The sequence below is a fragment of the Labedaea rhizosphaerae genome (assembly GCF_004362825.1).
Lineage (GTDB): Bacteria > Actinomycetota > Actinomycetes > Mycobacteriales > Pseudonocardiaceae > Labedaea > Labedaea rhizosphaerae.
On record NZ_SNXZ01000006.1, the window covers coordinates 262012 to 284734 of the forward strand.

21 protein-coding genes are annotated in these 22723 nt (G+C 72.5%); 10 read left to right on the top strand and 11 right to left on the bottom strand.

Annotated elements, in window-relative coordinates; translation table 11 throughout:
• Positions 1-249 precede the first annotated feature (249 nt).
• On the top strand, positions 250-1173 hold the full coding sequence (locus EV186_RS30240) for an alpha/beta fold hydrolase (RefSeq protein WP_243754364.1): 924 nt from the start codon (positions 250-252) through the stop codon (positions 1171-1173).
• Here the strand turns inward: EV186_RS30240 and EV186_RS30245 are convergent.
• On the bottom strand, positions 1170-1802 hold the full coding sequence (locus EV186_RS30245) for a TetR/AcrR family transcriptional regulator (protein ID WP_133852876.1): 633 nt from the start codon (positions 1800-1802) through the stop codon (positions 1170-1172). The two genes, EV186_RS30240 and EV186_RS30245, sit on opposite strands and share 4 nt — an antisense overlap.
• 108 nt (positions 1803-1910) lie before the next feature.
• Here EV186_RS30245 and EV186_RS30250 point away from each other — a divergent pair, with 108 nt between their 5' ends.
• The 4 genes from EV186_RS30250 (at position 1911) to EV186_RS30265 (ending at position 6215) form a co-directional block, all read left to right on the top strand.
• Positions 1911-2897 (top strand): alpha/beta fold hydrolase, encoded by a 987-nt coding sequence (locus EV186_RS30250; protein ID WP_133852877.1) that lies wholly within the window; start codon positions 1911-1913, stop codon positions 2895-2897.
• A gap of 39 nt (positions 2898-2936) precedes the next feature.
• Entirely contained in the window at positions 2937-4031 is a 1095-nt protein-coding gene (locus EV186_RS30255) for a DUF3152 domain-containing protein (RefSeq protein ID WP_133852878.1), read from the top strand.
• 109 nt (positions 4032-4140) lie between these two features.
• Positions 4141-5313, top strand: coding sequence for an adenylyltransferase/sulfurtransferase MoeZ (gene moeZ, locus EV186_RS30260; protein ID WP_133852879.1), 1173 nt, complete (start codon positions 4141-4143; stop codon positions 5311-5313).
• Between the two features lie 71 nt (positions 5314-5384).
• Positions 5385-6215 carry a TIGR02569 family protein gene (locus tag EV186_RS30265; RefSeq protein ID WP_133853110.1) on the top strand — a complete coding sequence of 277 codons (831 nt, stop codon included), beginning with the start codon at positions 5385-5387 and terminating at the stop codon, positions 6213-6215.
• On the opposite strand, the gene EV186_RS30270 is transcribed toward EV186_RS30265, so the two are convergent.
• Genes EV186_RS30270 through EV186_RS30285 form a run of 4 tightly spaced genes read right to left on the bottom strand, consistent with a single transcriptional unit; the run spans position 6212 to position 10068 of the window.
• A complete protein-coding gene (locus EV186_RS30270; RefSeq protein WP_133852880.1) occupies positions 6212-6742 on the bottom strand; it encodes a hypothetical protein in 531 nt (176 codons plus the stop codon). The two genes, EV186_RS30265 and EV186_RS30270, sit on opposite strands and share 4 nt — an antisense overlap.
• A gap of 52 nt (positions 6743-6794) precedes the next feature.
• Entirely contained in the window at positions 6795-8018 is a 1224-nt protein-coding gene (locus tag EV186_RS30275; protein ID WP_133852881.1) for an ATP-grasp domain-containing protein, read from the bottom strand.
• A complete protein-coding gene (locus EV186_RS30280; RefSeq protein WP_133852882.1) occupies positions 8015-9061 on the bottom strand; it encodes a glycosyltransferase family 2 protein in 1047 nt (348 codons plus the stop codon). The genes EV186_RS30275 and EV186_RS30280 overlap by 4 nt, the downstream gene beginning before the upstream one ends.
• Entirely contained in the window at positions 9061-10068 is a 1008-nt protein-coding gene (locus EV186_RS30285; RefSeq protein WP_133852883.1) for an NAD-dependent epimerase/dehydratase family protein, read from the bottom strand. Before EV186_RS30285 ends, EV186_RS30280 begins: the two co-directional genes overlap by 1 nt.
• A gap of 410 nt (positions 10069-10478) precedes the next feature.
• Between EV186_RS30285 and EV186_RS30290 the strand changes: the two genes are divergently transcribed.
• Both EV186_RS30290 and EV186_RS30295 read left to right on the top strand, forming a co-directional pair.
• A complete protein-coding gene (locus EV186_RS30290; RefSeq protein ID WP_133852884.1) occupies positions 10479-11411 on the top strand; it encodes a hypothetical protein in 933 nt (310 codons plus the stop codon).
• Entirely contained in the window at positions 11408-12322 is a 915-nt protein-coding gene (locus EV186_RS30295; RefSeq protein WP_133852885.1) for an FYVE zinc finger domain-containing protein, read from the top strand. Before EV186_RS30290 ends, EV186_RS30295 begins: the two co-directional genes overlap by 4 nt.
• 21 nt (positions 12323-12343) lie before the next feature.
• Here EV186_RS30295 and EV186_RS30300 read toward each other — a convergent pair whose 3' ends face one another.
• Positions 12344-13048 carry a hypothetical protein gene (locus tag EV186_RS30300; protein ID WP_133852886.1) on the bottom strand — a complete coding sequence of 235 codons (705 nt, stop codon included), beginning with the start codon at positions 13046-13048 and terminating at the stop codon, positions 12344-12346.
• A 257-nt stretch (positions 13049-13305) separates the two neighbouring features.
• Here EV186_RS30300 and EV186_RS30305 point away from each other — a divergent pair, with 257 nt between their 5' ends.
• Together EV186_RS30305 and EV186_RS30310 are read left to right on the top strand one after the other, a co-directional pair.
• Complete coding sequence (locus tag EV186_RS30305) at positions 13306-14091, top strand: hypothetical protein (RefSeq protein WP_208115859.1); 786 nt, start codon at positions 13306-13308, stop codon at positions 14089-14091.
• Between the two features lie 27 nt (positions 14092-14118).
• On the top strand, positions 14119-15408 hold the full coding sequence (locus EV186_RS30310) for a hypothetical protein (RefSeq protein WP_133852887.1): 1290 nt from the start codon (positions 14119-14121) through the stop codon (positions 15406-15408).
• A gap of 24 nt (positions 15409-15432) precedes the next feature.
• On the opposite strand, the gene EV186_RS30315 is transcribed toward EV186_RS30310, so the two are convergent.
• The 5 genes from EV186_RS30315 to EV186_RS30335 all read right to left on the bottom strand — a co-directional run bounded on the left by EV186_RS30315 (position 15433) and on the right by EV186_RS30335 (position 19358).
• Positions 15433-16467: a GNAT family N-acetyltransferase gene (locus EV186_RS30315; protein WP_133852888.1), complete on the bottom strand. Its 1035-nt coding sequence runs from the start codon at positions 16465-16467 to the stop codon at positions 15433-15435.
• On the bottom strand, positions 16464-17501 hold the full coding sequence (locus tag EV186_RS30320) for a GNAT family N-acetyltransferase (RefSeq protein ID WP_133852889.1): 1038 nt from the start codon (positions 17499-17501) through the stop codon (positions 16464-16466). The genes EV186_RS30315 and EV186_RS30320 overlap by 4 nt, the downstream gene beginning before the upstream one ends.
• Positions 17498-18241 (bottom strand): hypothetical protein, encoded by a 744-nt coding sequence (locus tag EV186_RS30325; protein WP_133852890.1) that lies wholly within the window; start codon positions 18239-18241, stop codon positions 17498-17500. Before EV186_RS30325 ends, EV186_RS30320 begins: the two co-directional genes overlap by 4 nt.
• 74 nt (positions 18242-18315) lie before the next feature.
• Entirely contained in the window at positions 18316-18603 is a 288-nt protein-coding gene (locus tag EV186_RS30330; RefSeq protein WP_133852891.1) for an MGMT family protein, read from the bottom strand.
• Positions 18603-19358 carry an alpha/beta fold hydrolase gene (locus tag EV186_RS30335; RefSeq protein WP_133852892.1) on the bottom strand — a complete coding sequence of 252 codons (756 nt, stop codon included), beginning with the start codon at positions 19356-19358 and terminating at the stop codon, positions 18603-18605. Before EV186_RS30335 ends, EV186_RS30330 begins: the two co-directional genes overlap by 1 nt.
• Before the next feature lie 63 nt (positions 19359-19421).
• Here EV186_RS30335 and EV186_RS30340 point away from each other — a divergent pair, with 63 nt between their 5' ends.
• Entirely contained in the window at positions 19422-22613 is a 3192-nt protein-coding gene (locus tag EV186_RS30340; protein WP_243754366.1) for an ATP-dependent helicase, read from the top strand.
• Positions 22614-22723: the final 110 nt, after the last annotated feature.

Consider the following 22723-nt stretch of genomic DNA (forward strand, 5'->3'; position numbering starts at 1 on the left):
CTACTCGGCTGTGCAGTTCTACTCGGCTGGGTAGTTCTCCACAGGCAGGCGGTTGTCCACAGATCCGCGCCGAAGCTCTCACACCCCCTTTGACCTCGATAGACTGGGTATCGGGGAGCCCCCAAGGGCAGGGCGGGGCTTGTCACGCGCGCGAGAAAAGATCGACTTCGGGGACGGGCGCGGAAGGGCGGTCCGGCGAGTTGGGTCGTCCTGTCGACGCGGTGGCTACTGGCCGGTAGGTTCAGGTTCGTGACAAGCCCCAACCAGGTGCAGACCGCTGACTACCTGATGACCTCCGACGGCGTGCGGCTCGCCGTGTGCGAGTCCGGGCCCCCCGACGCGCCGGTGACCGTCGTGCTGCTGCACGGCTGGGTCAACGACATGACCGTGTGGGATCCGGTGGTCGAGCGGCTCGGCGCGGACCTGCACGTGGTGCGCTACGACCACCGAGGTCACGGCAAGTCCGACCCCGCCCCGCACGGCACCGCGACCATCGAGCAGCTCGGCGACGACCTGGCCGAGGTCATCACGCAACGAGTGCCGCGCGGGAAGGTCGTGCTCGCCGGGCATTCCATGGGCGGGATGACCATGATGTCGCTCGCCCAGCGCCACCCGGACCTCGTCACCGAGCGGGTGGTGGCGGCCGTGTTCGCGGCGACGTCGTCGGGCAAACTCGGCGAGGTCACGTTCGGGCTGCCCCGGCCGGTTTTCAACGCCGTGAACAAGCTGGACCGCAGGCGCCGCAAGCCGAAGGTGCGTACGGCGGCCCCGCGCGCCGCCGTGCAGGCGGCCGCCAAAACCAACAAGACCGGCAAGACCAACAAGATCATCGCGAACGGCGTCGTGCGCTGGCTCGCGTTCGGCCCGCGCCCGGACCGGGCCGCCGTGCGCAAGACGTTGGCCCAGATGGAGAACACCGACCAGCGCAGTGCCGGCGGGTTCCGTCGCGCGTTCGGCACGCACGAACTCCGGGAGGCGCTCGCGCACTACGCGGGCGCGAAGACCGTCGTGCTCGCGGGCGAGTTGGACCGGCTCACCCCGCTCGACCACGCCCGCACCATCGCCGAGGCGACGCCGGGGGCCGAACTGGTGATCTACCCGAGAACCGGGCACATGCTGCCGTACGAGCGCACGGCCGAGCTGACCGCGTGGATCCGCCGCGCCGCGCGTTAAGCGCTCTTCGGGAAACCGCCGCCGATGCCGCGCCAGGCCAGCGTGGAGATCAGCCCGACGGCCTCGTCCTTGGGTAGCTGGCGACCCTCGGTCAGCCAGTCGCGCGCGGCGATCTGGCTCACGCCGACCAGGCCGACCGCGAGCAGCCGGGCCCGCTCGATGTCCAGGCCCGCGTCCGCGGTGATGGTCGTGGTGATCGACTCGACGCACGCGTCGGTGGCCCGGTCGATCGACTGCTGCACCATCGGCTCGCCACGCAGGTCGGACTCGAAGACCAGCCGGTAGGCCTGGCTCTCGCCGTCGACGAAGTCGAAGTAGGCGCCGACCGCGGCCCGGACCCGCTGCTTGTTGTCGGTGGTGGACTCCATCGCGTCGGCGACCCGGCGGATCAGCTCGTCGACGTGCGTGTCGAGCAACGCCATGTACAGCTCGAGCTTGCCGGGGAAGTGCTGGTAGAGCACGGGCTTGCTCACGCCCGCGCGCTCGGCGATCTCGTCCATCGCCGCGGCGTGGTAGCCGTTCGCCGCGAACACGTCCTGCGCGGCCGCCAGCAGCTGTGCTCGCCGCGCCGTGCGCGGCAGTCGTGCCCCTCGGCCTGCCGGCCCGGCCTGCTGCACAGTTTCCGACATCTCGCTTCCACCCCCGCTGATCCCGGGTTCGCCGGTGTTCGAACATGTCGAACTTACCTGTGAGTAAGCCTCAGAAGCGAACGCCATCGAGCCAGGCACTATGGAGGGATGACCGAACAGACCGCTACCAGGCACGATCGACGGTTGGCCCACGCGCCGCTCTCCGACGAGCCGCTGCCGGCATGGGACCCGGCCATCCCATCGTGGCCCGGCGGCGTGGAAACCTTCGGTGACCTGCGCCTGCACGTCCGGCGCACCCCCGGCCCCGACGACACCACGGCGGTGTTCGTCCACGGCCTGTCCGGCAGTTCGACGAACTGGACCGACCTGGCCGCCCTGCTCTCCGGGCACGCGAACGGCGTCGCGGTCGACCTGCCGGGTACCGGGGAGTCCGAGCCGCTGCCCGGCTACCGCTTCACCCTGGACGAGTTCGCGGACACGGTGGCGCGGGCGTTGCGCGCCACCGGCGAGGGCCCGGTCCACCTGTTCGGCAACTCCCTCGGCGGCGCGGTCAGCATGGTGCTCGCCGCCCGGCACCCGGACCTGGTCCGCACGCTCACCCTCATCTCGCCCGCGGTGCCCGACCGGCGCCCGCTGCCCGGCCGGATGTCCGACCCGCGGCTCGCGCTCGCACTGCTGCCGGTGATCGGCGCACCCGCCCGCGGCCGGCTCGCCGCGCTGAGCCCGCGCGCCCGCGTCGAGCAGGTGCAACGGCTCTGTTTCGCCGACCCGTCGACGGTCCCGGAGACCCGCATCGAGGAGGCCGCCCGCGAACTCGTCGCCCGCTCGCGCCACCCGTGGAACGGCCCGGCGCTCACGGGCAGCACGCTGGGCCTGCTGCGGGCGTGGTTCGCGCCGCGTTCGCGGTCGCTGTGGGCGGTCGCCGAGCGGATCAAAGCCCCGACGCTGGTCGTCTGGGGTACCGAGGATCGCCTGGTCACGGCGCGCAAGGCGCCCAAGGTTGCCCGTTTGATCCCGCGGGCGCGCCTGCTCGTGCTGCCGCGCACCGGGCACGTCGCGCAGATGGAGCGACCGGTCACCGTCGCCCGCGCGGTGCTCGCGATGTGGCGCCTGGCCGACGACGGCAAGTGGTGACAACCAGCGCGCACAGGTGGATGTGGCACCCTAGTGACCGTGAGCCGCTCGACGCGAAGGGACGCCGACGCGCTCCCCGAGCGGTCACGGTCCACAGCCAGTTCGGCTCGATCGCGCCCGGGGACGCCGCGCAGCGCCACCGAAGACCGCTATCGCCGGGGTGCCCGGCGGACCAAGGCGCAGCCGCTCGCCGCCTCGTGGGAGCCGGACGCGAGTGAGGCGTCGGCCGTGCGCCCGGCGCGGCCGAAGAAGCGCGGGATCGCGGGCATCGTGTCCACCTACGGCTGGCGCGTGTACGCGGTGCCGATCCTGGTCGCGTTGACCGTCCTGGTGCTGATCAAGGTGACCGGTCCAGGCCCGGACAACTCGCCTGACCAGACCGCCGCCGACGCGAGCACGGCCCAGGGCGGCACCCCCAGCACGCCGCAGGCCACCGAGGAACCGCCGACCCCGGTCAACGACGCGAAGGTGCCGACCGCGGAACTGCCCAAGGGCGGCCCGTACGCCCAGAGCGGCTCGGCGACGTGGCGCGTGCTGCCCGGCACCACGAAGCGCGTGGGCACCGGCGGGCGGCTCTACACGTACTCGGTCGAGGTGGAGAACGGCATCGACCCGGCCATGTACGGCGACGACAGCGACTTCAGCAAGCTCGTCGACCAGACCCTCGCCGACCCGCGCGGCTGGACCGGCACCGGCGACGTCTCCGTCCAGCGGGTCGACCCGAACGTGACCAGGCCGGACATCCGGATCAGCCTGTCCACCCCGAACACCGTGCACCGCGCCGACTACTGCGGCTACTCGATCCACTACGAGTCCTCGTGCTGGCGCAGCAGCAAGGGCCGCGTGATGATCAACCTGGCCCGCTGGGTGCGCGGCGCGATCGCCTTCAACGGCGACATGCTGACCTACCACCAGTACGCGCTCAACCACGAGATCGGCCACGCCTTCGGCAACCACCACGTGGGCTGCCAGAAGGACGGCGGGCTGGCGCCGGTGATGATGCAGCAGACCTTCGGCGTGGCCAACGACTACGTCGCCAAGCTGAACCAGGTCGACCCGACCAACCGCGACGCCGTGCCCAGCGACCACAAGGTCTGCAAGCCCAACGCCTGGCCGAAGCCACAGGTCAACTAGCCCGTTCCAGCATCCGGGAAGAAACCTCGGTCACCGCACAACGGAAGACAAGGCACGGCGCCAGCGTTGAGACTGGGTAAGCAACCAGTGTTGAACTGAGGAGCCTCACATGACCTTGCCGCCGCTCGTGGAGCCGGCAGCGGAGCTGACGAAGGACGAGGTCGCCCGCTACAGCAGGCACCTGATCATCCCGGATGTCGGGATGGACGGCCAGAAGCGGCTCAAGAACGCCAAGGTGCTGGTCGTCGGTGCGGGCGGTTTGGGTTCGCCCGCGTTGCTGTACCTGGCCGCGGCCGGCGTCGGCACCCTGGGCGTGATCGACTTCGACGTGGTCGACGAGTCCAACCTGCAGCGCCAGGTGATCCACGGCCAGTCCGACGTGGGCAAGCCGAAGGTCGTCTCGGCCGCCGAGTCCGTCGCCGAGATCAACCCGCTGATCACCCTGAACGTGCACCAGGAGCAGCTCAGCACCGAGAACGCGCGGGAGCTGTTCCGCGAGTACGACCTGATCCTGGACGGCACCGACAACTTCGCCACCCGCTACCTGGTCAACGACGCCGCCGTGCTGGAGGGCAAGCCCTACGTGTGGGGCTCGATCTTCCGGTTCGAGGGCCAGGTCAGCGTGTTCTGGGAGGAAGCGCCGAACGGGCAGGGCCTGAACTACCGCGACCTCTACCCCGAGCCGCCGCCGCCCGGCATGGTCCCGTCGTGCGCCGAGGGCGGCGTGCTGGGCGTGCTGTGCGCGTCCATCGGCTCGGTCATGGTGACCGAGGCGATCAAGCTGATCACCGGCATCGGTGAGCCGCTGCTCGGGCGGCTGATGGTGTACGACGCGCTGGAGATGTCGTACCGCACCGTCAAGATCCGCAAGGACCCGGAGACCAAGCCGATCACCGAGCTGATCGACTACGACGCGTTCTGCGGGGTCGTGTCCGACGCGGCCCAGGATGCGGCGGCCGGGCACACGATCACGCCGCGCGAGCTCAAGGAGAAGTTCGACCGGGGCGACGACTTCGCCCTGATCGACGTCCGCGAGCCGCACGAGTTCGAGATCGTCCGCATCCCGAACTCGGTGCTGATCCCCAAGGACCGGATCCTGTCGGGCGAGGCGCTGTCGGAACTGCCGCAGGACAAGCCGATCGTGCTGCACTGCAAGTCCGGTGGCCGGTCCGCGGAGGCGCTCGCCGCGCTGCACAAGGCGGGCTTCCGCGACGCCGTGCACGTCGGCGGTGGCGTGCTGGGCTGGGCTCGCGACGTGGATCCGTCCCTGCCCACGTACTGAGGCCCTGAATGGCCCATTCGCGGCGTTGAGCGCTGCGAATGGGCCATTCATGGCATGTCGTCGACCACCAGATGCGGCCGGGCGCGATACCGTGCCGGGTTGTGACTTCCGCTCGCGCGCCCGAACCGCCACCGCAACACGTTCGCGCCGCGTTCGGCGCGAAGGACGCCACCCCGGAGCTGATCGACGCCGGCCCCGTGTGGCGCTGCGACGACGTCGCGTTGCGCCCGGCCACCAACCCGGCCGAGGCCGCGTGGGTCGCGAAGACCCTGGGTGACCTGCACGTTCCCGACCTGCGCGTCGGCCGTCCGCTGCGCTCCAGCGACGGCCGGTGGGTGGTCGGCGGCTGGGCCGCGTGCCGCCACATCGAGGGCCGCGCCGAGCCGCGCTACGACGACATCGTGTCGCTGTCGATGCGCCTGCACCAGGCCACCGCGGACCTGCCGCGGCCGAAGTTCATCGAGAACCGCGCCGACGTGTTCGCCATGGCCGACCGGGCCGCGTGGGGCGAGCAGGACGCGCCGCTGGACGCCGCGCTCGGCGGCAAGCTCTTCGACTCGCTCGCCGAGGGCCGCAAGGACCTCGAGCTGCGCAGCCAGGTCGTGCATGGCGACCTGTTCGGCAACGTCCTGTTCGTCGGCGACGCGGCGCCCGGGCTGATCGACTTCACCGCGTTCTACCGCCCGCCGGAGTGGGCCGCGGCCGTCGTGGTCGTGGACGCGCTCGCGTGGGGTGGCGCGGACGAGGCCATCCTGCAGCGCTGGTCGCACCTGGCGGAGTGGCCGCAGGTGCTGCGCCACGCCACCCTGTTCCGGCTCGCGGTGCACGCCTTGCACCCGTTGTCCACCGAGCGTTCGCTGCGTGGCATCGAGCGGGTCGCGCGCCAGGTCGAGGCGCTCTAGAGCGGGACCGCGACCTCCTCGGTCAGCAGCAGCGCCAGATTTGCCGCGGCCAGCCGCACGAGGGGGAAGACACCGCCCACGAGCGCGGCACCCACGAGCACCAGCACCACCGCCGCGCCGAGGGCCGCGCCGGCCAGCCGAGGTGACCGGGCGAGCACCGCTGCCACCACCGCGAACGGCAGTCCACCACCGACGTACGCGAGGACGAGCAGCACGGCGGGCGCCCAGTTCAGGGCCAGCACCACGGTCGCCGCGCAGCCCCAGCCCGCGAGCCCGCCGACCAGCACCACCAGCGTCCACAGGGCCTGGCCGCGCGCGTGCCCGGTCAGCCACGAGTCCGCGTGCCGGGACAGCGCCGCGAGCGCCACGACGAGCACGGCGATCAGCAGGAGCACCAGGAACGCCGCCGCTCCGAGTTCCGTCACCGGCTGCAGGACCACGTCGCCGGTGCCGTTCAGCACGAAGACCAGAGCCACCGTGCCCAACGTCAGCGAACCGGCCGCCCACACGCCCAAGAGTCCCCGCATGGTCCGATTGTGCACAGCACTGGTCGGCGCCATTCCCGAATCGACGAGCAGCTCAGGTGGTCACCGGCTGCGGCTGGTCAGGCTGGACCATGATGTCCAGCGCGGTCACGGCCTCGGCCAGCAGGACGGGCAACTCGTCGTGGGTGTCCGCGCCGACCACGACCCAGCCGAGTTTGCGCCCGGCCTCGGTGAACGGCAGCACCCGGTCGCCGGGGTGGGCGAACAGGTCGACGGCGTGCACCTGCGGCAGAGCGCGCACCCGGTCCAGCCCTTCGGCGGCGACCAGTTCGCCCGGTTCGGACAGCGGTGAGATCAGCACGTGCAACTGGCCCGCGCGGTGCCACCGCGCGGTGAGGTCCACCGGCTGACCGGTCGCCAGGTCCAGCAGCGCGGCGACGACGTCCACACCGGACACGGCGTGCGCCAGTTGCGGGAAGCCGTTGCCCGACATCCGTGCGCCCACTTCGAGGAAGTAGCAGGTGCCGTCATCGGTGACGATCACGTCGAAGTTGGCGGGGCCGTCGGTCAGGTCGAAGGCGAGGCACAACCGGTGCGCGTCGGCGATCAGTGCCGCTGCCGTGGCGTCGGCCAGCCGGGCGGGAGCGATGTGCCCACCGATGAGGAAGCTGGGGCCCGGGATGACCTGCTTCTCGGTGATGATCGAGTGCGCGACCTGACCATCGATCATGAACACGTTGACCGTGTAGTCGGTCCCGATCACTTGTTCCTCGACGATCACCGCGCCGCGCACCGAACTCGCCATCGCCGACTCGAGCGCGGCGTCCAGCGCCGCGGGTACCGCGACGCCCTGCACGCCGCGCCCGCCCGAGGCGTCGGTCGGCTTCACCACGACCGGGAACCGGAACCCACTGACCACATCGGACAGCTCGATGAGATCCGCGGACTGCACCCACCGGTAGGTCGGGATACCCGCGGCGGTCGCGATCCGGTGGAACGCCGCCTTGTCCATGGACACCGTGACGGCCGCGTTCGGGAACTGCCACGGGGTGCCGAAGTGCCGGGAGAGCTCGCACCAGGACCGCAGGCAGGTGTCCGCCGCGGTGGACACCACCCCGGCGATCTCGCGACCGGCCAGTGCGTCGGCGATGGCCGCGTGGTCGGTGGTGGAGATGCGCAGGAACTCGTCGGCCAGCGCGACCGCCGGCCGGTCGGATCGCATGTCCACCGCGATGGTCCGCAGGCCCCGCTTGCGTGCCTCGCGGTACAGGGCGACCTGTTCCTCGCCGGCCCCGAGCACGAGCAGCGCCCCGCTCACGTCGTCACCTCCAGGTCCTGGGTCGCCGGCACCGACGAGGGCACGGCCAGCGACACGGGCGCCGGTCGCCGCGTGGGCACCGGGGCGCGCACGCCACGGTCGATGGTGTCCTCGGGCACGACGTCCACATTGGCCTCGCGGACGTAGTACCGCCGCCGGGTCGGGACGTCGAGCATCCGCCGGTGCAGGTACCGCCCGATCAACCCGACCGCCCCGGCGATGAGGGCGCCGGCGAGCAACCCGGCGGCGCCGAGCACACCGCCGCCGGCCACCCCGGTGGCGCCGAGCACCGCGAAGACCACGCCGAGCGTCGCCGCCAGGGCGCACAGGAGGTACGCCGCGTTCAACGGCCGCCAGGAGAAGCCGAACAGCAGCTCGAACGCGTCCCCGGCGAGCCGGCCGAACCGGAACTTGGACTGCCCTTGGTCGCGGGCGGCGTGCTGCACCGGCACGGTGGTGTACCGCGCGCCGATCTGCGGGCCCTTGGCCACGAAGTGCGAGTTGCCGGTCGGCAGGTTCACGATCGTGCGGCCGACCTCGGTGCGCACCACCCGGAACGAGGTCGCGCCCTGCGGCACCTCGATGTGCAGCAGCCGCCGCGCGATCTGGTGGGTACCCGCGGCCCCGATCCGCCGCAGCACCCCGTCCTTGCGTTCCCGGCGGATGCCGAACACCAGGTCGTAGCCCTGCGCCGCGGTTTCCAGGAGCAGCCAGATCTCGCTGGGCGGGAACTGCAGGTCCGCGTCGAGTTGCACGGCCCATGGTTTGCTCGCGTACCGGAACGCGGCGGTGACGGCGGCGGGGAGCCCGAAGTTGCGGGTGAACGACAGGTAGCGCACGCGCGGGTCGGACTCGGCGATGCGCTTGATGCGCGCCAGCGTGTCGTCGCCGCTGCCGTCGTCGACGAACAGGATCTCCAGGTTCGCCACCGCGGCCAGCGCGTCGCTCACCGCGCGGTAGGCGACGTCGACCTGGGCGCCCTCGTTGTAGCAGGGCACGATCGCGGTGAGGCCGGTTTCTTCCGGCAACAGGTCGTGGTCCATCACATCAACCGGTTGGTCCACGTACGCGGGGTCAGCTCGTTGACGATCTCGAGCTCGAGGTTGTAGTCGAACTCGCGCGGGCCGGCCGAGGCGATCCACTCCACCATCTCGGTCAGCCCCTCGCGCAGGCCGACCTGGGTGCGGTAGCCCAGCAGCCGGCGTGCCTTGTCCGAACTGCACGTGGCGTGGTGCACCTCGAGCGGGCGCGCCGGCATGAACACCGGGTCGCACTCGACGCCGACGATGTCGCAGATGGTCTGCGCCAGCTCCAGCACGCTGACCATGCCCTCGTCCGGGCCGACGTTGACGATCTCGCCCTGCACCTGCGGGTCGAGCGCGAGCTTGGTCAGGCAGGACACCACGTCGGAGACGAAGCTGAAGCACCGCAACTGGCTGCCGTCGCCGTAGACCACCGGCTGCTTGCCGCGCAGCACGCGGTTGATCATGATGGCGGCGACGTTGCGGTACGGGTCGTCGTAGCGCTGCCTGGTGCCGATGATGTTGTGCGGCACCGCGATGTTGTACTCCATCCCGTGCACCGCGGAGATCGCCCGGACCTGGAGGTCGGCGGCGTACTTGGCGATGCCGTACGGGGTGAGCGGCTCCGGCGTCATGTCCTCTGTGAACGGTGGGCGCAGCCGGCCGTAGCGGGACATGGACGAGCAGTGCACGAACCGGCCGACGCCGGCGCGCACCGAGGCGGAGAGCATGGCGACGGTCGCGGAAGTCGTGTGCTCGTGCACCAGGAACGGTGCGAACACCGAGAGCCCCTCGTACGGTGCCGCCGCGCAGTGGAAGACCACGTCGACGTCGCGCAGCATCGACTCGTACTGCCCGGCGTCGCGGCAGTCGGCCTCGGCGAACTCCACTGCGGACGGAACGTTCTCCTTGAACCCGTCCATCATGTTGTCGATGCCGCGGACCTCGTGCCCCAGCGCCAGCATGGTGTCCGCGACGTGGCTACCAAGGAATCCGGCAACCCCCGTCACCATGATGACCTTCGTCATCGGTGTGCCCCATTTCCCGTGCGCGCCCGGGCATCACGAGGCAGCCTTCGACGGCGTCCCACTCGGGCGGGGCGCTGCCGGAACAAGGCTGCCAGTGGCGCTCGAAGCACTGGCTGTGAAGAGATCGGCGGACTCTAACAAGCTGGACGACCGGCGTGGAAGGTTTCCTACCGGCCATTTCCGGCAACGGCCGAACATTGTGTAAAGGTTTACTCCATACAGTCGAGTGCCACGCCTTTGGTTATGACCGAATGCGGTCGGACGGTCGCGGAAATGTGATCACGCCGTTCGACGTCCGGACCGGGGTTAGGGTTCGATGGCGGTCGGCGACAGGGGAAAGGGGTTGCGCTGTGCGCACGGAAATGGTGGATCCGGTTACCGAACCGATTCCGTACGCCTGGGACGCTTTCGTGAAGGAGGAGTCGCTGCCGGTGCTCTGGCACGGTCGCACCCTGGCCACCGCGTCCTGGCTCGGGCAGACGCCGAGCGTGCTGTGCGCGGTCACCGACGGCCCCCGGACCGTCGCCCTGTTCTTCGGCCGGCTGCAGGGCCTGAGCGACCCCCGCCGCTACCACGCGCCCGCCGAGGCGGCGCCAGGCTTCTTCGAGTGCCGCCTCTACCCGGGGTCGCTGGCCGGGTACCGGTTCGACGAGCGGCTGGATGCCGCAGGTCAGGCGGCTGCCGTCGCGGCGTTCGAGTCCGCGTTGCGGGCCCGGTTCGGCAGGCGGGTGGCCGGTGTCGCCTACCGGCACGTCGCGCCGGAGCACGTGGCCGCGGTGCGTGGCCGCAACCGGCTGGTGCGTCCCGTGCAACCGGAGCCGGTGCTGTACAACCGCTGGTCGGACCCCGGCCAGTACCGGGCTGAGCTGCCCGGCAAGTGGCGTTCGCAGCTGCGCAAGGTGCAGGCCACGGTGGCCGCGGACCCCACGTTGTCGGTGCGCCTGTGCCCCGAGGTGCCCGAGCGGGAGGCGACCCGGCTCGTGCAGCAGATCGGCCGCAGGCACCGGCCGTGGTGGCTGATCCGCCCGCCGATCCCGGAGAGCTACTTCCGGGTGCTCAACGAGGACCCCGGTACCGAGTTCGTGTGCTACTTCTCCGGCGAGCGGTTGCTGGCGCTCTCCACCGTGCACGACACCGGCACGGAGCTGCAGATGAGCCACTGGGGGAGCCGGGACCGCACCGACGGCGGCAGGCAGAACATCTACTTCGACCAGTTCCTGCGGGTGGCCGACCTGATGATCGACCGCGGCCGGGCCCTGACCCGGTTCGGCAAGGGCATGACCGAGATCAAGGCGCGGTTCGCCACCACGCAGGAGTCCCGCTTCCTGGTGGCCGGCCGATGAGCAGCGAGTCGCCGATCAGCTCGGTTGCCGCGTCGTTGCGCACGGCGCGCAACTGGGTGGCCGAGCGGACGGGCCGCCCGGCCCGCCGGGCCGAGCTCGCCGCGGTGTGCGCCCAGTGCGGGCAGTCCGACCGCACGGTCGTGCACCGGCTGTGGCGCGGCCGTGCGCGCTACTGGTGTCGCCGGTGCGGTGCGGTGGTCGCGCTGGCGGACCCGAGCCTGCTGGTCGCGGCCCGGTGGCCCCAGCCCGGGGCGCAGGTCGATCCTGGGGCCCAGGTCGATTCCGGGGCGCGGGCCGCTCCCGGCGCGGTGGCCGAGGACCGGTCGCGGCTGGTGGCGCCGCCGGTGCTCGCCTGGTTGGCCACCACCGGCCGCGCGCTGCCCGCCACGCTGGACAAAGCCGCCTACTACCAACTGCACAAGCGGTTCGACGAGGCGGCGACCTCGGCGACCTCGGCGACCTCGGCGCTGCCGCCGGTGTCGCTGGTGGTGGGGCGGCTGCACGAGTTCGCGTACCACTCGGAGCCGGTGGTGGACTCGCTGGTCGATGACGGGTGGACCGAGCGCGCCGAGGTGGCCGAACGGGTCGTGCACGCCAGGAGGTGGCTCGCGCACGCCGCCCGGGACACGTGCTGGGTGATCGCGCGGTTCCAGCCCGACCTGCTGCCCGACCCGGACGAGGTGGCGCGGGCCGCCGAACGGCTCGGCGCGGTCGGCGCGATCGGCGCGGTCGACAGGGCTGACGCGACGTTGCTGCGTGCGGCGTTGTTCGGCGTCGACGGCGGGCCCGGTCTGCGGCTGCTGCTGCGGGCATTCACCACGGAAGCGGTCACCAAGGCGGTCGCGGCCTACCTGGCCGACCGCACCCGCCCCCTGCTCGCCGCTACCCGGGCCGCCCTGGACAGTGCCTAGCTCCTCGGCCTCACGGCTGCGTCACGGCTGCAGCACGGGGGTGCCGTGGGCCGGGCACCAGGTGACGGCGCGGAAACCGGGGTGCTCGGGGATGACCCGCACCAGGGTGGGACGAGTGCGGCGCAGCGCGGTGACCTGCAGCCCCTCGCGGCCCACGACGGCGTGGAACCGGCGCCACGAAAGGTGCCACCGAGCGCAGCCACCGAGCGCGGCGTAGTAGCCGAGGTGGCGGTCGAACACCACGGCAGCGCCGCCGCGCCAGTGCTGCGCCTGCTCGGCGCTGACCCGCGCGACGACCGGCCCCCGGTGCCCGATCCGCGTGCCGACCTCGGCTAGTTCCGTCGGGCCGGCGACCAGCACGGCACGTCCGTCCGCGGCCAGCAGCCGGGCCCGCTCGTCGAGGTCCGTGTGCGGGACGGCCCCGGTCAGCACGGCCGCGTAGGGCGCACCGGCGCGACCCAGGGTCTGCCAGTGCACCCAGGACCGGCGACCCTCGATCACCGGTGTCCGCCTGCTCGCCCCGATCGCGGTGCGCAGCGCGGCGCCGAGGTCGGCGGGCACGCCGGTCCACAGCGTCGGCTCCTCGGCCGGATCGAACGGCCGCGCGAACGGGGTGAGCAGGTGCAGCCGGCCGGCGAGCTCGGCCGACCGCACCGGGCCGGCGAGACCGCCCACCGGGCAGCGCTCGCGGTAGAACGGCACGGTGTCGCGGGCGCGCACCGCCACACGGGCCGCGGCTCGTTCCCACGCCGTGCGCCGAATCGCGCGAACCGGTAGTCGACTGGTCGCTCCCGGTGTTGTCACCAAATCAATTCACCGCCGTTTTTCGTGCGTGATCTTTGGGGGGTCGTGCGGCCGAACGGCGCAGCGTGGTGGCAATGCTGCAGAGGTTATCCCGACAGGGGTGGCGTGAGTTACTCGCACGCGTATTATCGCCGCGCGTGGGAACGCCCACCTGTTCGCCTTTCTTTGGGGAGTCCTTCATGACGCTTGTCCAACAGCGACGGCGCGGCCAGCTGAAGTTCATCGTGCTGCTGGTCGCCGCGTTAGCGGCCGCGGGCGGGGTGTGGTTCGGCATGCCGCACGAGAAGGCCATCCCCAACATCGGCATCCTGTTGGTCAAGCTGGTGCCCTTCGTGCTGGCCGTCGAGGCCATCGCGGCGATGAACCTGAGCGCGCGCGTGCGGCGTGGTATCGCGCTGGCGGCGCTGCCGGTCTGCTTCCTGGTCTACTTCGGATACTTCGTTCCGAAGATCTTCTTCTCGGCGAGCGGCGAAGGCACCGAGAGCCCGTACTACTACGTGCTCACGTTGACCCCGTTCCTGATCCTGGCGATGGTGCTGGCCTTCCGGCTCGGCGGCGGCAGCGGCGGCACCAGCCGCAGGCTCGGCTACGCGATGATCCTGTTGCAGCTCTCCGGCATCGAGGACCTGGCGTTCCTCACGATCAACAACCACACCGATCCGAAGTGGACGCCGATTCCCGAGGTCTGGGCCTGGGCCGACCACATGACGGTGTTCCTCGGCCACCCGCTGACCAAGTACCAGGCGTTCGCCTTCATCGCCATCCACGTCGTGCTCGCGCTGCTGATCCTGACCCTGCCCGCGTCGCTGTTCCGTCGGTTCACCCGCCGCAACGGGGCCGCCACCGCCGAGGACTCCGCGCCCGTCGAGGCCGCGCCCGAGGCCGCCGCGCCCGATGCCGTGGCGCCCGCGTCCGACCGCAACGACCACACCGGCCAGCCCGTGCCCAGCGGCCAAGGTCAGTAACGCCGCGGCGAACCGGCGGGAGCCACCATGACGGCCACCGCGACCGGCACGACGACCGCGGTCCGGGCGCTCACCCCCCGGCTGCGGGTCGCCGTGCGCATCATCGCCGGGCGGGGGCTCGCACGCGCTTGCATGCAGGTGTCGATGCTGGCGCTGCTGCCGGTGTGGGGAGCGGAGCAGTTCGGGCCGTACGTGGCCGCCACCGGGGCCTTCAACTGGCTGACCGCGCTGGTGCAGGGCACCGAGAAGGCCGCGCTGACCGGGTTGCCACGCGCCCCCGTGCTCGCCCACCAGCTGACCAGGATGCTCGTCGGCCGGGCCGCGGCGCCCGTCGCGGTCGCGGCGGTGCTCGCGGTGGCGCTGCTGCCGGTCGGTGGTGCATGGGCGCTGTACCCGGCGGCGGCGGTCTACGCGGGGTCCCAGGGCCTGATGTCGGTGCTCGCCAGCCTGCACCGCATCGACGGCCACGCGGGCCGGGAGACGACCGCCTACGTGGTGTTCGCGATGTGGGTGATCATCCTGGCGGGGTTCGCGTTCGCCGGCGCCCTGCACCCCTACCAGTACCTGCTCGGGCTGGTCACCGGGCAGTTGGTGGTGTGCGCCGTGCTTGCCCTCGCGGTGCCGCGACTGCGGTCGCGGCCGGCCCGGGTGCGCGCTGGGCGCGTGCTGCGCCGCCGGGTGGACCGCCGGGTGTTCCTGCTCGGCATCTCCGAGGTCGCCAGCACCGCCGGGGTGGCGGTGCTCTACGTGGTCATCGCGTCGACGGGCACCCCGGCCGACGCCGCGACCGTGTACGTGGTCATGGTGATCTCCAGCGTGTTCGGCTCGCTGTCGGTGCTCGTGCTGCGCCTGCTGCAGCCGGGCACGTCGATGCGGCTGCGGGGCACCGGCGGGCGGTCCGGGCGACAGCGCGCGGCGGCGATCAACGCGTGGGCGACCGCGCTCGCCGGGATCGCGCTCGCGGTGGGGCTCGCGGTGGTGGTGTTCGCGGCCGCGGTCGGCGGCGCGGGAGCGGTCGCCGCGATCGCGGCCAGCACCCTCGCGCTGGGCCTGGCGATCGCGGTCGAGATGGTGCTGTTCTGCGTGGTGCTCTACACGATCTTCCTGCTGGAGAACACGAACGGCGTCGCGCTGCGGTTGACCTCGACGGCGGCGTGGGTGGGCCTGGCGGCCACGACGGTCTCCGGGCTGGTGCTGGTGCCGGCCCTGCACGCGGTGGGCGCGGTGGTGGCCATGGTCGTCGGGCTGGTCGGCCGCTCGGTGCTGATCCGGCTGTGGCTTCGGCGCGAGGCCGGGGCAGCGGCCCCGCGGCCCTGAACGCACCTGATCACCGCACCGGCCTCACCGTACGACCAGGACCGCGCTCTGCTCGGTCGGCACCGCGCCGAGCGACTCCTTCACCTCCGATTTTCCCTTGCCCAGCAGCAAACCCTGTTTGCCGTTCCCGATCGCCCAGTCGACGAGGACGGTCAGGTGGTGGAAGTAGGCGTTGCGCACGCCGCCCCGCTCGACCGGCAGCATCGACCAGTACCGGGGCATCGGCCACCGCGGGTGGTCCAGCGTGACGCCGACGGCGAGCAACGCCGACGTGTCGCGATCGCGGTAGGTGACCGTGAGGACGTCGTCGCGGCGCATCAGCGCGCCGAGGTAACCGGCCGCCGTGGGCAGCGGCGAAAACCGCCCGTGGTACTTGTTCTCGTTGTGGCGCAACAGGTGCGCCACCTCCGCCGGGTCCGTTGTGGACGCGGTGGCGACGTCGACCACGATGCGCTGGTCGTCGTTGGTCTCCCGCCACGTCGCGCGCAGGTGCGCGCGACGCTTGCGGCGCAGGCCGCCGATCCACTCGGTCACGTCACCGACGTCGTGCACCGGCAGCGTCCACGTCGGTTCGGTCGGCCGGACCAACCGGGCACGCGCCGGGAGCACCGCGAGGTCCTCGGGGCCGACCTGGCGCAGCAGCACCCCGGCGCAGCCGCGGCCGATCGCCGGGCGGCAGCGCAGCACGTCCCGCACGGTCAGGCCGTCGTCGAGCCACCAACCGGGCAGCGCGCTGCTCGCGGGGGCCCGCACGTGCCAGACGCCCACGAGCGGGCCGCCGCGGACCGGCACGAATCGCTTGGGGTGGTAGGGAAGGCCGCTGTAGGTGCCGGTCGCGACGCCCACCGGCGCCCCGGCGCGGTGCAGCACGGCCACCAGCAAGGGCAGCCGGGCGAGCCACGCACTCGTGCCGAGCATGTCCCACGCCCAGTCCGCCCGTAGCCCGGCGCGGGCGCGCAGCGCGGCCCAGTAGGCGGGCTCGGGGTCGTGGCGCGGGTCGAGCACCTCCACGTCGAGGTCGGTGCTCATCGGCTTGGTGTTCATCGGCTTGGTGTTCATCGGCCTAGCACCGGTCTCGGGGCGAGCACCATGTGGCGCACGTGCAGGTCGAACCCCAGCGACTGCTTGACCGCTTCCAGCCCGGTGCCCGAGGACATCAGAGGTCGCCCCGCGCCGGTGAGGTAGCGCATGGCGCGCACGTAGGCGTCGAAGTAGAGGTGCCGGCGGCCGCCGTCGGCACGCGCGCGGGCCGCCCAGTGCTGCTTCACCGCGCACACCGGGTTGTCCAGCATGGTGTTCACCGCGAGCAGCCTGCCGTCCTCGTCGTGGTAGGTCAGCGTGTGCACGTCCGGGCGCCGCACGAGCCGGTCCAGGTAGGCCGCCGACACCGGGGTCCGGACCTCACGAGGCAACGGCCCGAGCCTTCGCCGGTGCGCCTCGACGAACGTGGCGAGCTCACTGGCGTCGAGGTCCGTGCGGGCCGGCCCGCCGCGCGTCACGACGCCGCGGTCCGCGGCCAGGTCCCGCTGCTGGCGCCGCAGGCTCTTGCGCCGCTCCCGCGACAGGGAGCCGAGCCAGTCGTCCACGCTGGTCCACTCGTTGCGCAGGACCGCCGCGGGCATGCAGCTCCGGATCGGGCGGCCACGGCCGGTGAAGATGTCGAGCTCGTCCGGGCGCACCGGGCGGTAGACGACCCCGAGCAGGCCCGGTCCGAGCCGCCGCACGAGCGCCCGCTCCACCGCGCGCCGCGCGGCCACCCGGGTGTCCACGTCGGAGCCGGCCGCGAACTCGATGCCCGGGAACCCCGACAGCCACGGCAGGTAGATGTCCGCCCACCCCGGCCGCACCAACGACCGCGAGCCGGGCCGGGCGAACCGGGCCGTCAACGGCAACCGGCAGACCAGCGCGGTCGCCACCGCCGTGATCGTCCCGCCATCGCGCACGACCGCCAGCAGGGCCGGGTTGCGCGCCAGCCAGGACTCGATGCGCAGCAGGTCGAACTCCCACACCGGGTGCAGCTGCCGGGCCGCGACGAATGCCGTCCAGCCCTCGGGTTCGGGGTCGGTCCGCGGATCGACCAGCTCGACGATCACCGCGCCAGCCCAGGAGTCAACACCGGGCCGCGGTGGCGGGGGCACGCGCTCAGCCGCACCCGCTCGTCACCCAGCAGCGTGTCGACCAGCCGGGGCGAGCGCTGCCGCAGCACCGTGCCGGCCAGGCCGGCGTCGGTCTCGCGCAGGTAGAGCGCCGTGCGGTCCACGTGCCAGCGCCCGCAGTCGGCCAGCCCGGCCAGCACCCCGAGGACCGGGTGCACGAGCAACCCGTGCGGGCCGCGATCGAGCTCGTCGAGCTCACGCAGCGGAACCCGGCGCAGGTGCGGCCGGTCGGGCAGGAGCTGCAGCTGCTTGTCGGGCCCCACCGCGACGACCGGGCCACGGGCCTGGGCCAGCACCGCGTCCACGTCGTCGTCCGGCCGCACCGCCCAGCCCCGCACGCCCCGCGGCAGGTCCACCGGCGCGCTGTCCGCGCCGAACACCGCGACCAAGGTGCCCGTCCGCAGCGGCTCGACCCGGCGCAGCACGGCGCCCAGACCGCGCAGCGGGTCCACCACGGCCTCGCCGCCGGCCAACGGCACGAGATCCGCGCGCCGGGCGAGCACCGTCGCCGCGTCCACCGCACCCCCGTGGCGTCCGGTGCGCCCCGGTACCAGCACCGGGTCGGTTCGACCGTCCAGCGCCCAGTGTTCCCGGTAGAACGGCACGGTCGCGAACGCCGAGCGCACCACCGCTCGATAGGTCAGCTGCCACAGCACGGTGCTGAGCGAAGTCCCCATGACGCGGGAGTCTGCCAGCTGCCCGACCGTCCGACGAGCACTTCGGCGACACCTGCTCGCCGCCCGAGCGCAGGTCAGGGCTTCCAGCGGTACTTGCGCAGGTTGATCCGCCCGTCGTCGGCGAGCACGCCTTCGGCGCGCAGCAGCTCCAGCTGCCGGTGCACGATGTGCTCCGCGGGCCGGCCGCTCGCCCGCAGGACCCGGTGCCACGGGAGGTCCAGACCATCCTCGGACAGCATCTTGCCGACCATGCGCGGCGACGGCGCCCCGGCCATCGCGGCCACGTCCCCGTACGTGGTCACCGAACCCGGCGGCACCGACGCGACGATCTCGCGCATCCGCTCGTGCAGTTCCTCGTCCATCACTCCGCCAGGAACGATCTGATCAGCTCGCCCGTCTCGTCGGGGCGCTCGAAGTACAGCATGTGGCCGCTGTCCAGCCCGGCGTGCCGGAACGACGACCCCAGCGCGAACCGGCAGGCCTTCACGAACTCCGGCGACACGTAGTCCTCGCGGCGCGCCTCGACGACCAAGGTGTGCAGCGAAGGACTCGGCAGCGGTGGCGTCCGGCACATCTCGCTGCACGCGGTCGCGATCGACGCCGGTTCGTACCGGTATGCCGTGCCGGACGTGTTCTCCGCCAGTTCCTCCGCGATCAAGGACTCGTCCGCGAACGGCCACGCGTCGCGTTGGTATGCCGCCAACTCCTCCCGCGAGGAGAAGTGCTGGTAGGCGCCCCGCGCGACGTCCAGCAGCCGCTCGGGCGGCATGCCGACGGCCGGGTCGAGCAGCACCAGCCGCCGCACGCGTTGCTGCGCGAGCTGCGCCAGCTGCAACGCCACCGGCCCGCCGAAGGAGTGCCCGACGACCGGCGCCGAGTCCACCTCGTGGGCGTCCAGCACGGCCAGCAGGTCCGCGGCGTGCTGCTCCAGCGTCCACGGCGGGGTCTTCGGGGAACGTCCGTGGCCACGCAGATCCGGCGCTATCACGCGGAACTCCGCCAGCTGCGTCTCGGCGAGGCGGCGGAACCGGGCACCGTGCCCCGTGATGCCGTGCAGCGCGAGCAGGGGCGGCGCGTCCACCGGACCGAACGTGTGCACGTGCAGCTGATCGGCCATGAGGACGGATCATAAGGCGCGCCGGTGCACTACCCCCGATGCCGTACGTGGTTCCATCTATCGGTGGTCTCCCCGCCACTGCTGGTCCGCCCGGCCACCGCGCACCGTCCCCGCGCGCGGTGGGATGACGCCGCACGCCGCGTGCTGGCCGGTCCGGACGGGTTCCTGCGGGTGCTCGGCGGGCCGGGCACCGGCAAGACGACGTTGCTGGTGGCAGCCGCCGCCGAGCGCATCGCCGCCGGCGCCGACCCGGAGAGCGTGCTCGTGCTCACCGGCACCCGCAGGGCCGCGGCTCACGTGCGGGCGGAGATCACCCGGCTGCTGACCGACAGCGAAGGCGACTCGGACGTGCCGCGCACGGTGCGCGAGCCGATGGTGCGCACCGTGCACTCCTACGCGTTCGGCGTGCTGCGGCTGCAGGCCAACGCGCACGGCGGGCCGCCGCCGCGGCTGCTCACCGCGGCCGACCGCGACGCGTGGATCCGCGACCTGCTCGCCGGGGACGTCGAGGACGGCTTCCGCAGCTGGCCGGAGCGGCTGCAGCCCGCGTTGCTGGTGCCCGGGTTCGCCGAGGAGCTGGGCGACCTCGTGCTGCGTGCGGCCGAGCGGGGCCTCGGGCCCGAGGACCTGATCCGGCTCGGCAAGGAGCACCATCGCGACGAATGGCTTGCCACGGGCCGGTTCTGGCAGCAGTACGAGCAGGTCAACCTGCTGCGTGGCGCCTCGGACGCGGCGACCATGCAGGCCGTCGCGCCGCCCCTGGACGCGGCCGAGCTGGTGGACAGCGCGCTGCTGGCCTTCGACAACGACCCGCCGCTGCTGCGCCACGAGCGCGGCCGCATCCGGCACCTGTTCGTCGACGACGCCCAGCACCTCGACCCGTTGCAGTACGCGTTGATCCGGTTGCTGGGCTCGGCCGCGGCCGAGTTCGTGCTGGCCGGCGACCCCGACCAGACCGTGTTCGCCTTCCGTGGCGCCGAATCCCGGTTGCTCGCCGACGCCGACCCCGGTGGTGCCCGCACGGTCGTGCTCACGGCGGGCCACCGCATGTTCCCCGCGATCGGCGACGCGGTGCGCAGGCTCACGTCGCGGCTGCCGGGCGCGGGGGTGCAGCGCCACCTCGACGACCCCGATCCGGTTCCGGACCGCGGCACCGTGCTGGTGCGGCTCTGGCCGACCCCGGCCGCCGAGGCCGCGTGGATCGCGGACCAGTTGCGGCGCGCGCACTTGATCGACGAGGTGCCGTGGTCGGAGATGGCCGTGCTGGTGCGCTCGCCGAACCGCGAGGTATCGGTGTTGCACCGGGCCCTTGCCGCGGCCGGGGTGCCGGTCGTGGTGACCGACGACGACCTGCCGCTGGCCGCCCAGACCGCCGTCCGCCCGTTCCTGACGTTGCTGCGCTGCGCCGACCGGCCGTCCACATTGGATGCAGAGCAGGCCGCGGTGCTGCTTGCGTCGCCGCTGGGTGGCGCGGATCCGTTGGCGCTGCGGCGGTTGCGCCGCGGCCTGCGCCGGCTGGAGCAGACCGCGGGGGGCGACCGGTCCAGCGACGAGCTGCTGTTGCACGTGCTCGAGGACGACGACCTGCTGACCGCGTTGGACGACGGTGAGGCGGCCCCGGTCCGGCGCATCGCGCACCTGCTTGCCGTGGCGCGCAAGGCAATCGAGGAAGACGCGAGCGTCGAGCAGGTGCTCTGGCAGGTGTGGCAGGAGAGCGGGCTCGAGGCGCGCTGGACGGCGCTGGCCGCGCGCGGCGGGCCGGTCGGTGCGCGAGCCGACCGCGACCTGGACAACATCGTCGCGTTGTTCCACGCCGCCGAGCACCACGCCGACCGCCAGCCCGCCGCCACCCCCGGCGCCTTCGCCGATTACCTTGCCGCGCAACGCATCGCGGCCGACAGCCTGGCCCCGTCGGCCCCGCTGGGCGATGCGGTGTCCATCCTGACCGCGCACGCGTCCGCCGGTCGCGAGTGGACGGTCGTGGCGATCGCCGGCGTGCAGGAGGGCGCGTGGCCGGACTTGCGGCTGCGGGGCTCGCTGCTCGGCGTCGAACGCATGGTGGACACGCTGTCCGGCATCCCGACCGACACGACTTCGCTAACCGCGCCGCTGTTGGCCGAGGAACGCCGGCTGCTCATGGTCGCGGTCAGCCGGGCCAAGCGGCGGCTGCTGGTGAGCGCGATCCAGGGCGACGACGAGCAGCCGTCCCGGTTCCTCGACGAGATCGACGACGACGATCGCGACGACGACCAGCCGCGCCCGGTGCAGCGCCCCGGCCGCGGTCTCACCCTGGCCGAGTTGGTCGGCGAGCTGCGCCGGGCGGTGTGCTCGCCGACCGCCGACGACGACACCAAGCAGCGGGCCGCCCACCAGCTGGCCCGGCTGGCGGCGGCGGGCGTGCCGGGCGCGCACCCGGCGTCCTGGTACGGCCTGCCCGAGGTGTCCAGCGACGATGCACTGTGGACAGACGACGACACCGTCACGGTCACGCCGTCCACCATCGAGAAGCTGCTCGCCTGCCCGTTGCGCTGGCTCGTGGAACGCAGTGGTGGCACCGATCCGGCCGAGTTGCCCGCGATCACCGGCAACCTCGTGCACGCTCTGGCCGAGGCGGTCGCCGCCGGTGCCGACGAGGAGGCATGGCGGGCGGCCCTGGACCGCGCCTGGTCCGAAGTGGACGCCGGCGCGCCGTGGTTCTCGCGGCGGGAACGCGCCCGGCTGGAGCGGATGATCGAACTGTTCCGGCAGTGGCTGGAGGCCAGCCGCGAGGAGCTGACCGAGCTGGCCGTCGAGTACGGCGTCAGCGTCAAGCCGCCGCGGCCGGAGGTCGGTGGCGGTCCGGAGGTCGTCGTGCGGGGCCGGGTCGACCGGGTGGAGGTCGACAAGGAAGGCCGCCCGGTGATCGTCGACATCAAGACCGGCAAGAACGCGGTGTCCAAGGAGACCGCGGCCGAGCACCCTCAGCTGGCCGTGTACCAGCTCGCGGCGGCGCTCGGCGCGTTCGCCGGTCTCGGCGCCCGCGACGAACCGGGTGGCGCGCACCTGCTCTACGTGGGCAAGGAGGCCTACGGCAAGGCCACCGCGCGCAGCCAGGAACCGCTGGACGCCGACGGCCTGCGCACCTGGCTCGGTGCCGTGCAGCAGGCCGCGCAGGCGTGCGCGGGCCCGGAGTACACCGCGCAGCAGAACCAGGACTGCAACCGCTGCCCCGTGCGCACCGCCTGCCCAGTCCATGAATCAGGCCGGCAGCTCTGATGGCGCTCTCTCCGTTCGCGCGGGCCGCGGCCCCTTCATGGCCTGCCTCGCTCCGGTCGTGGCCGACCGCCACGAGGCAGGCTGGGCCGCGGCCGTGGTGGCTGGGGGGC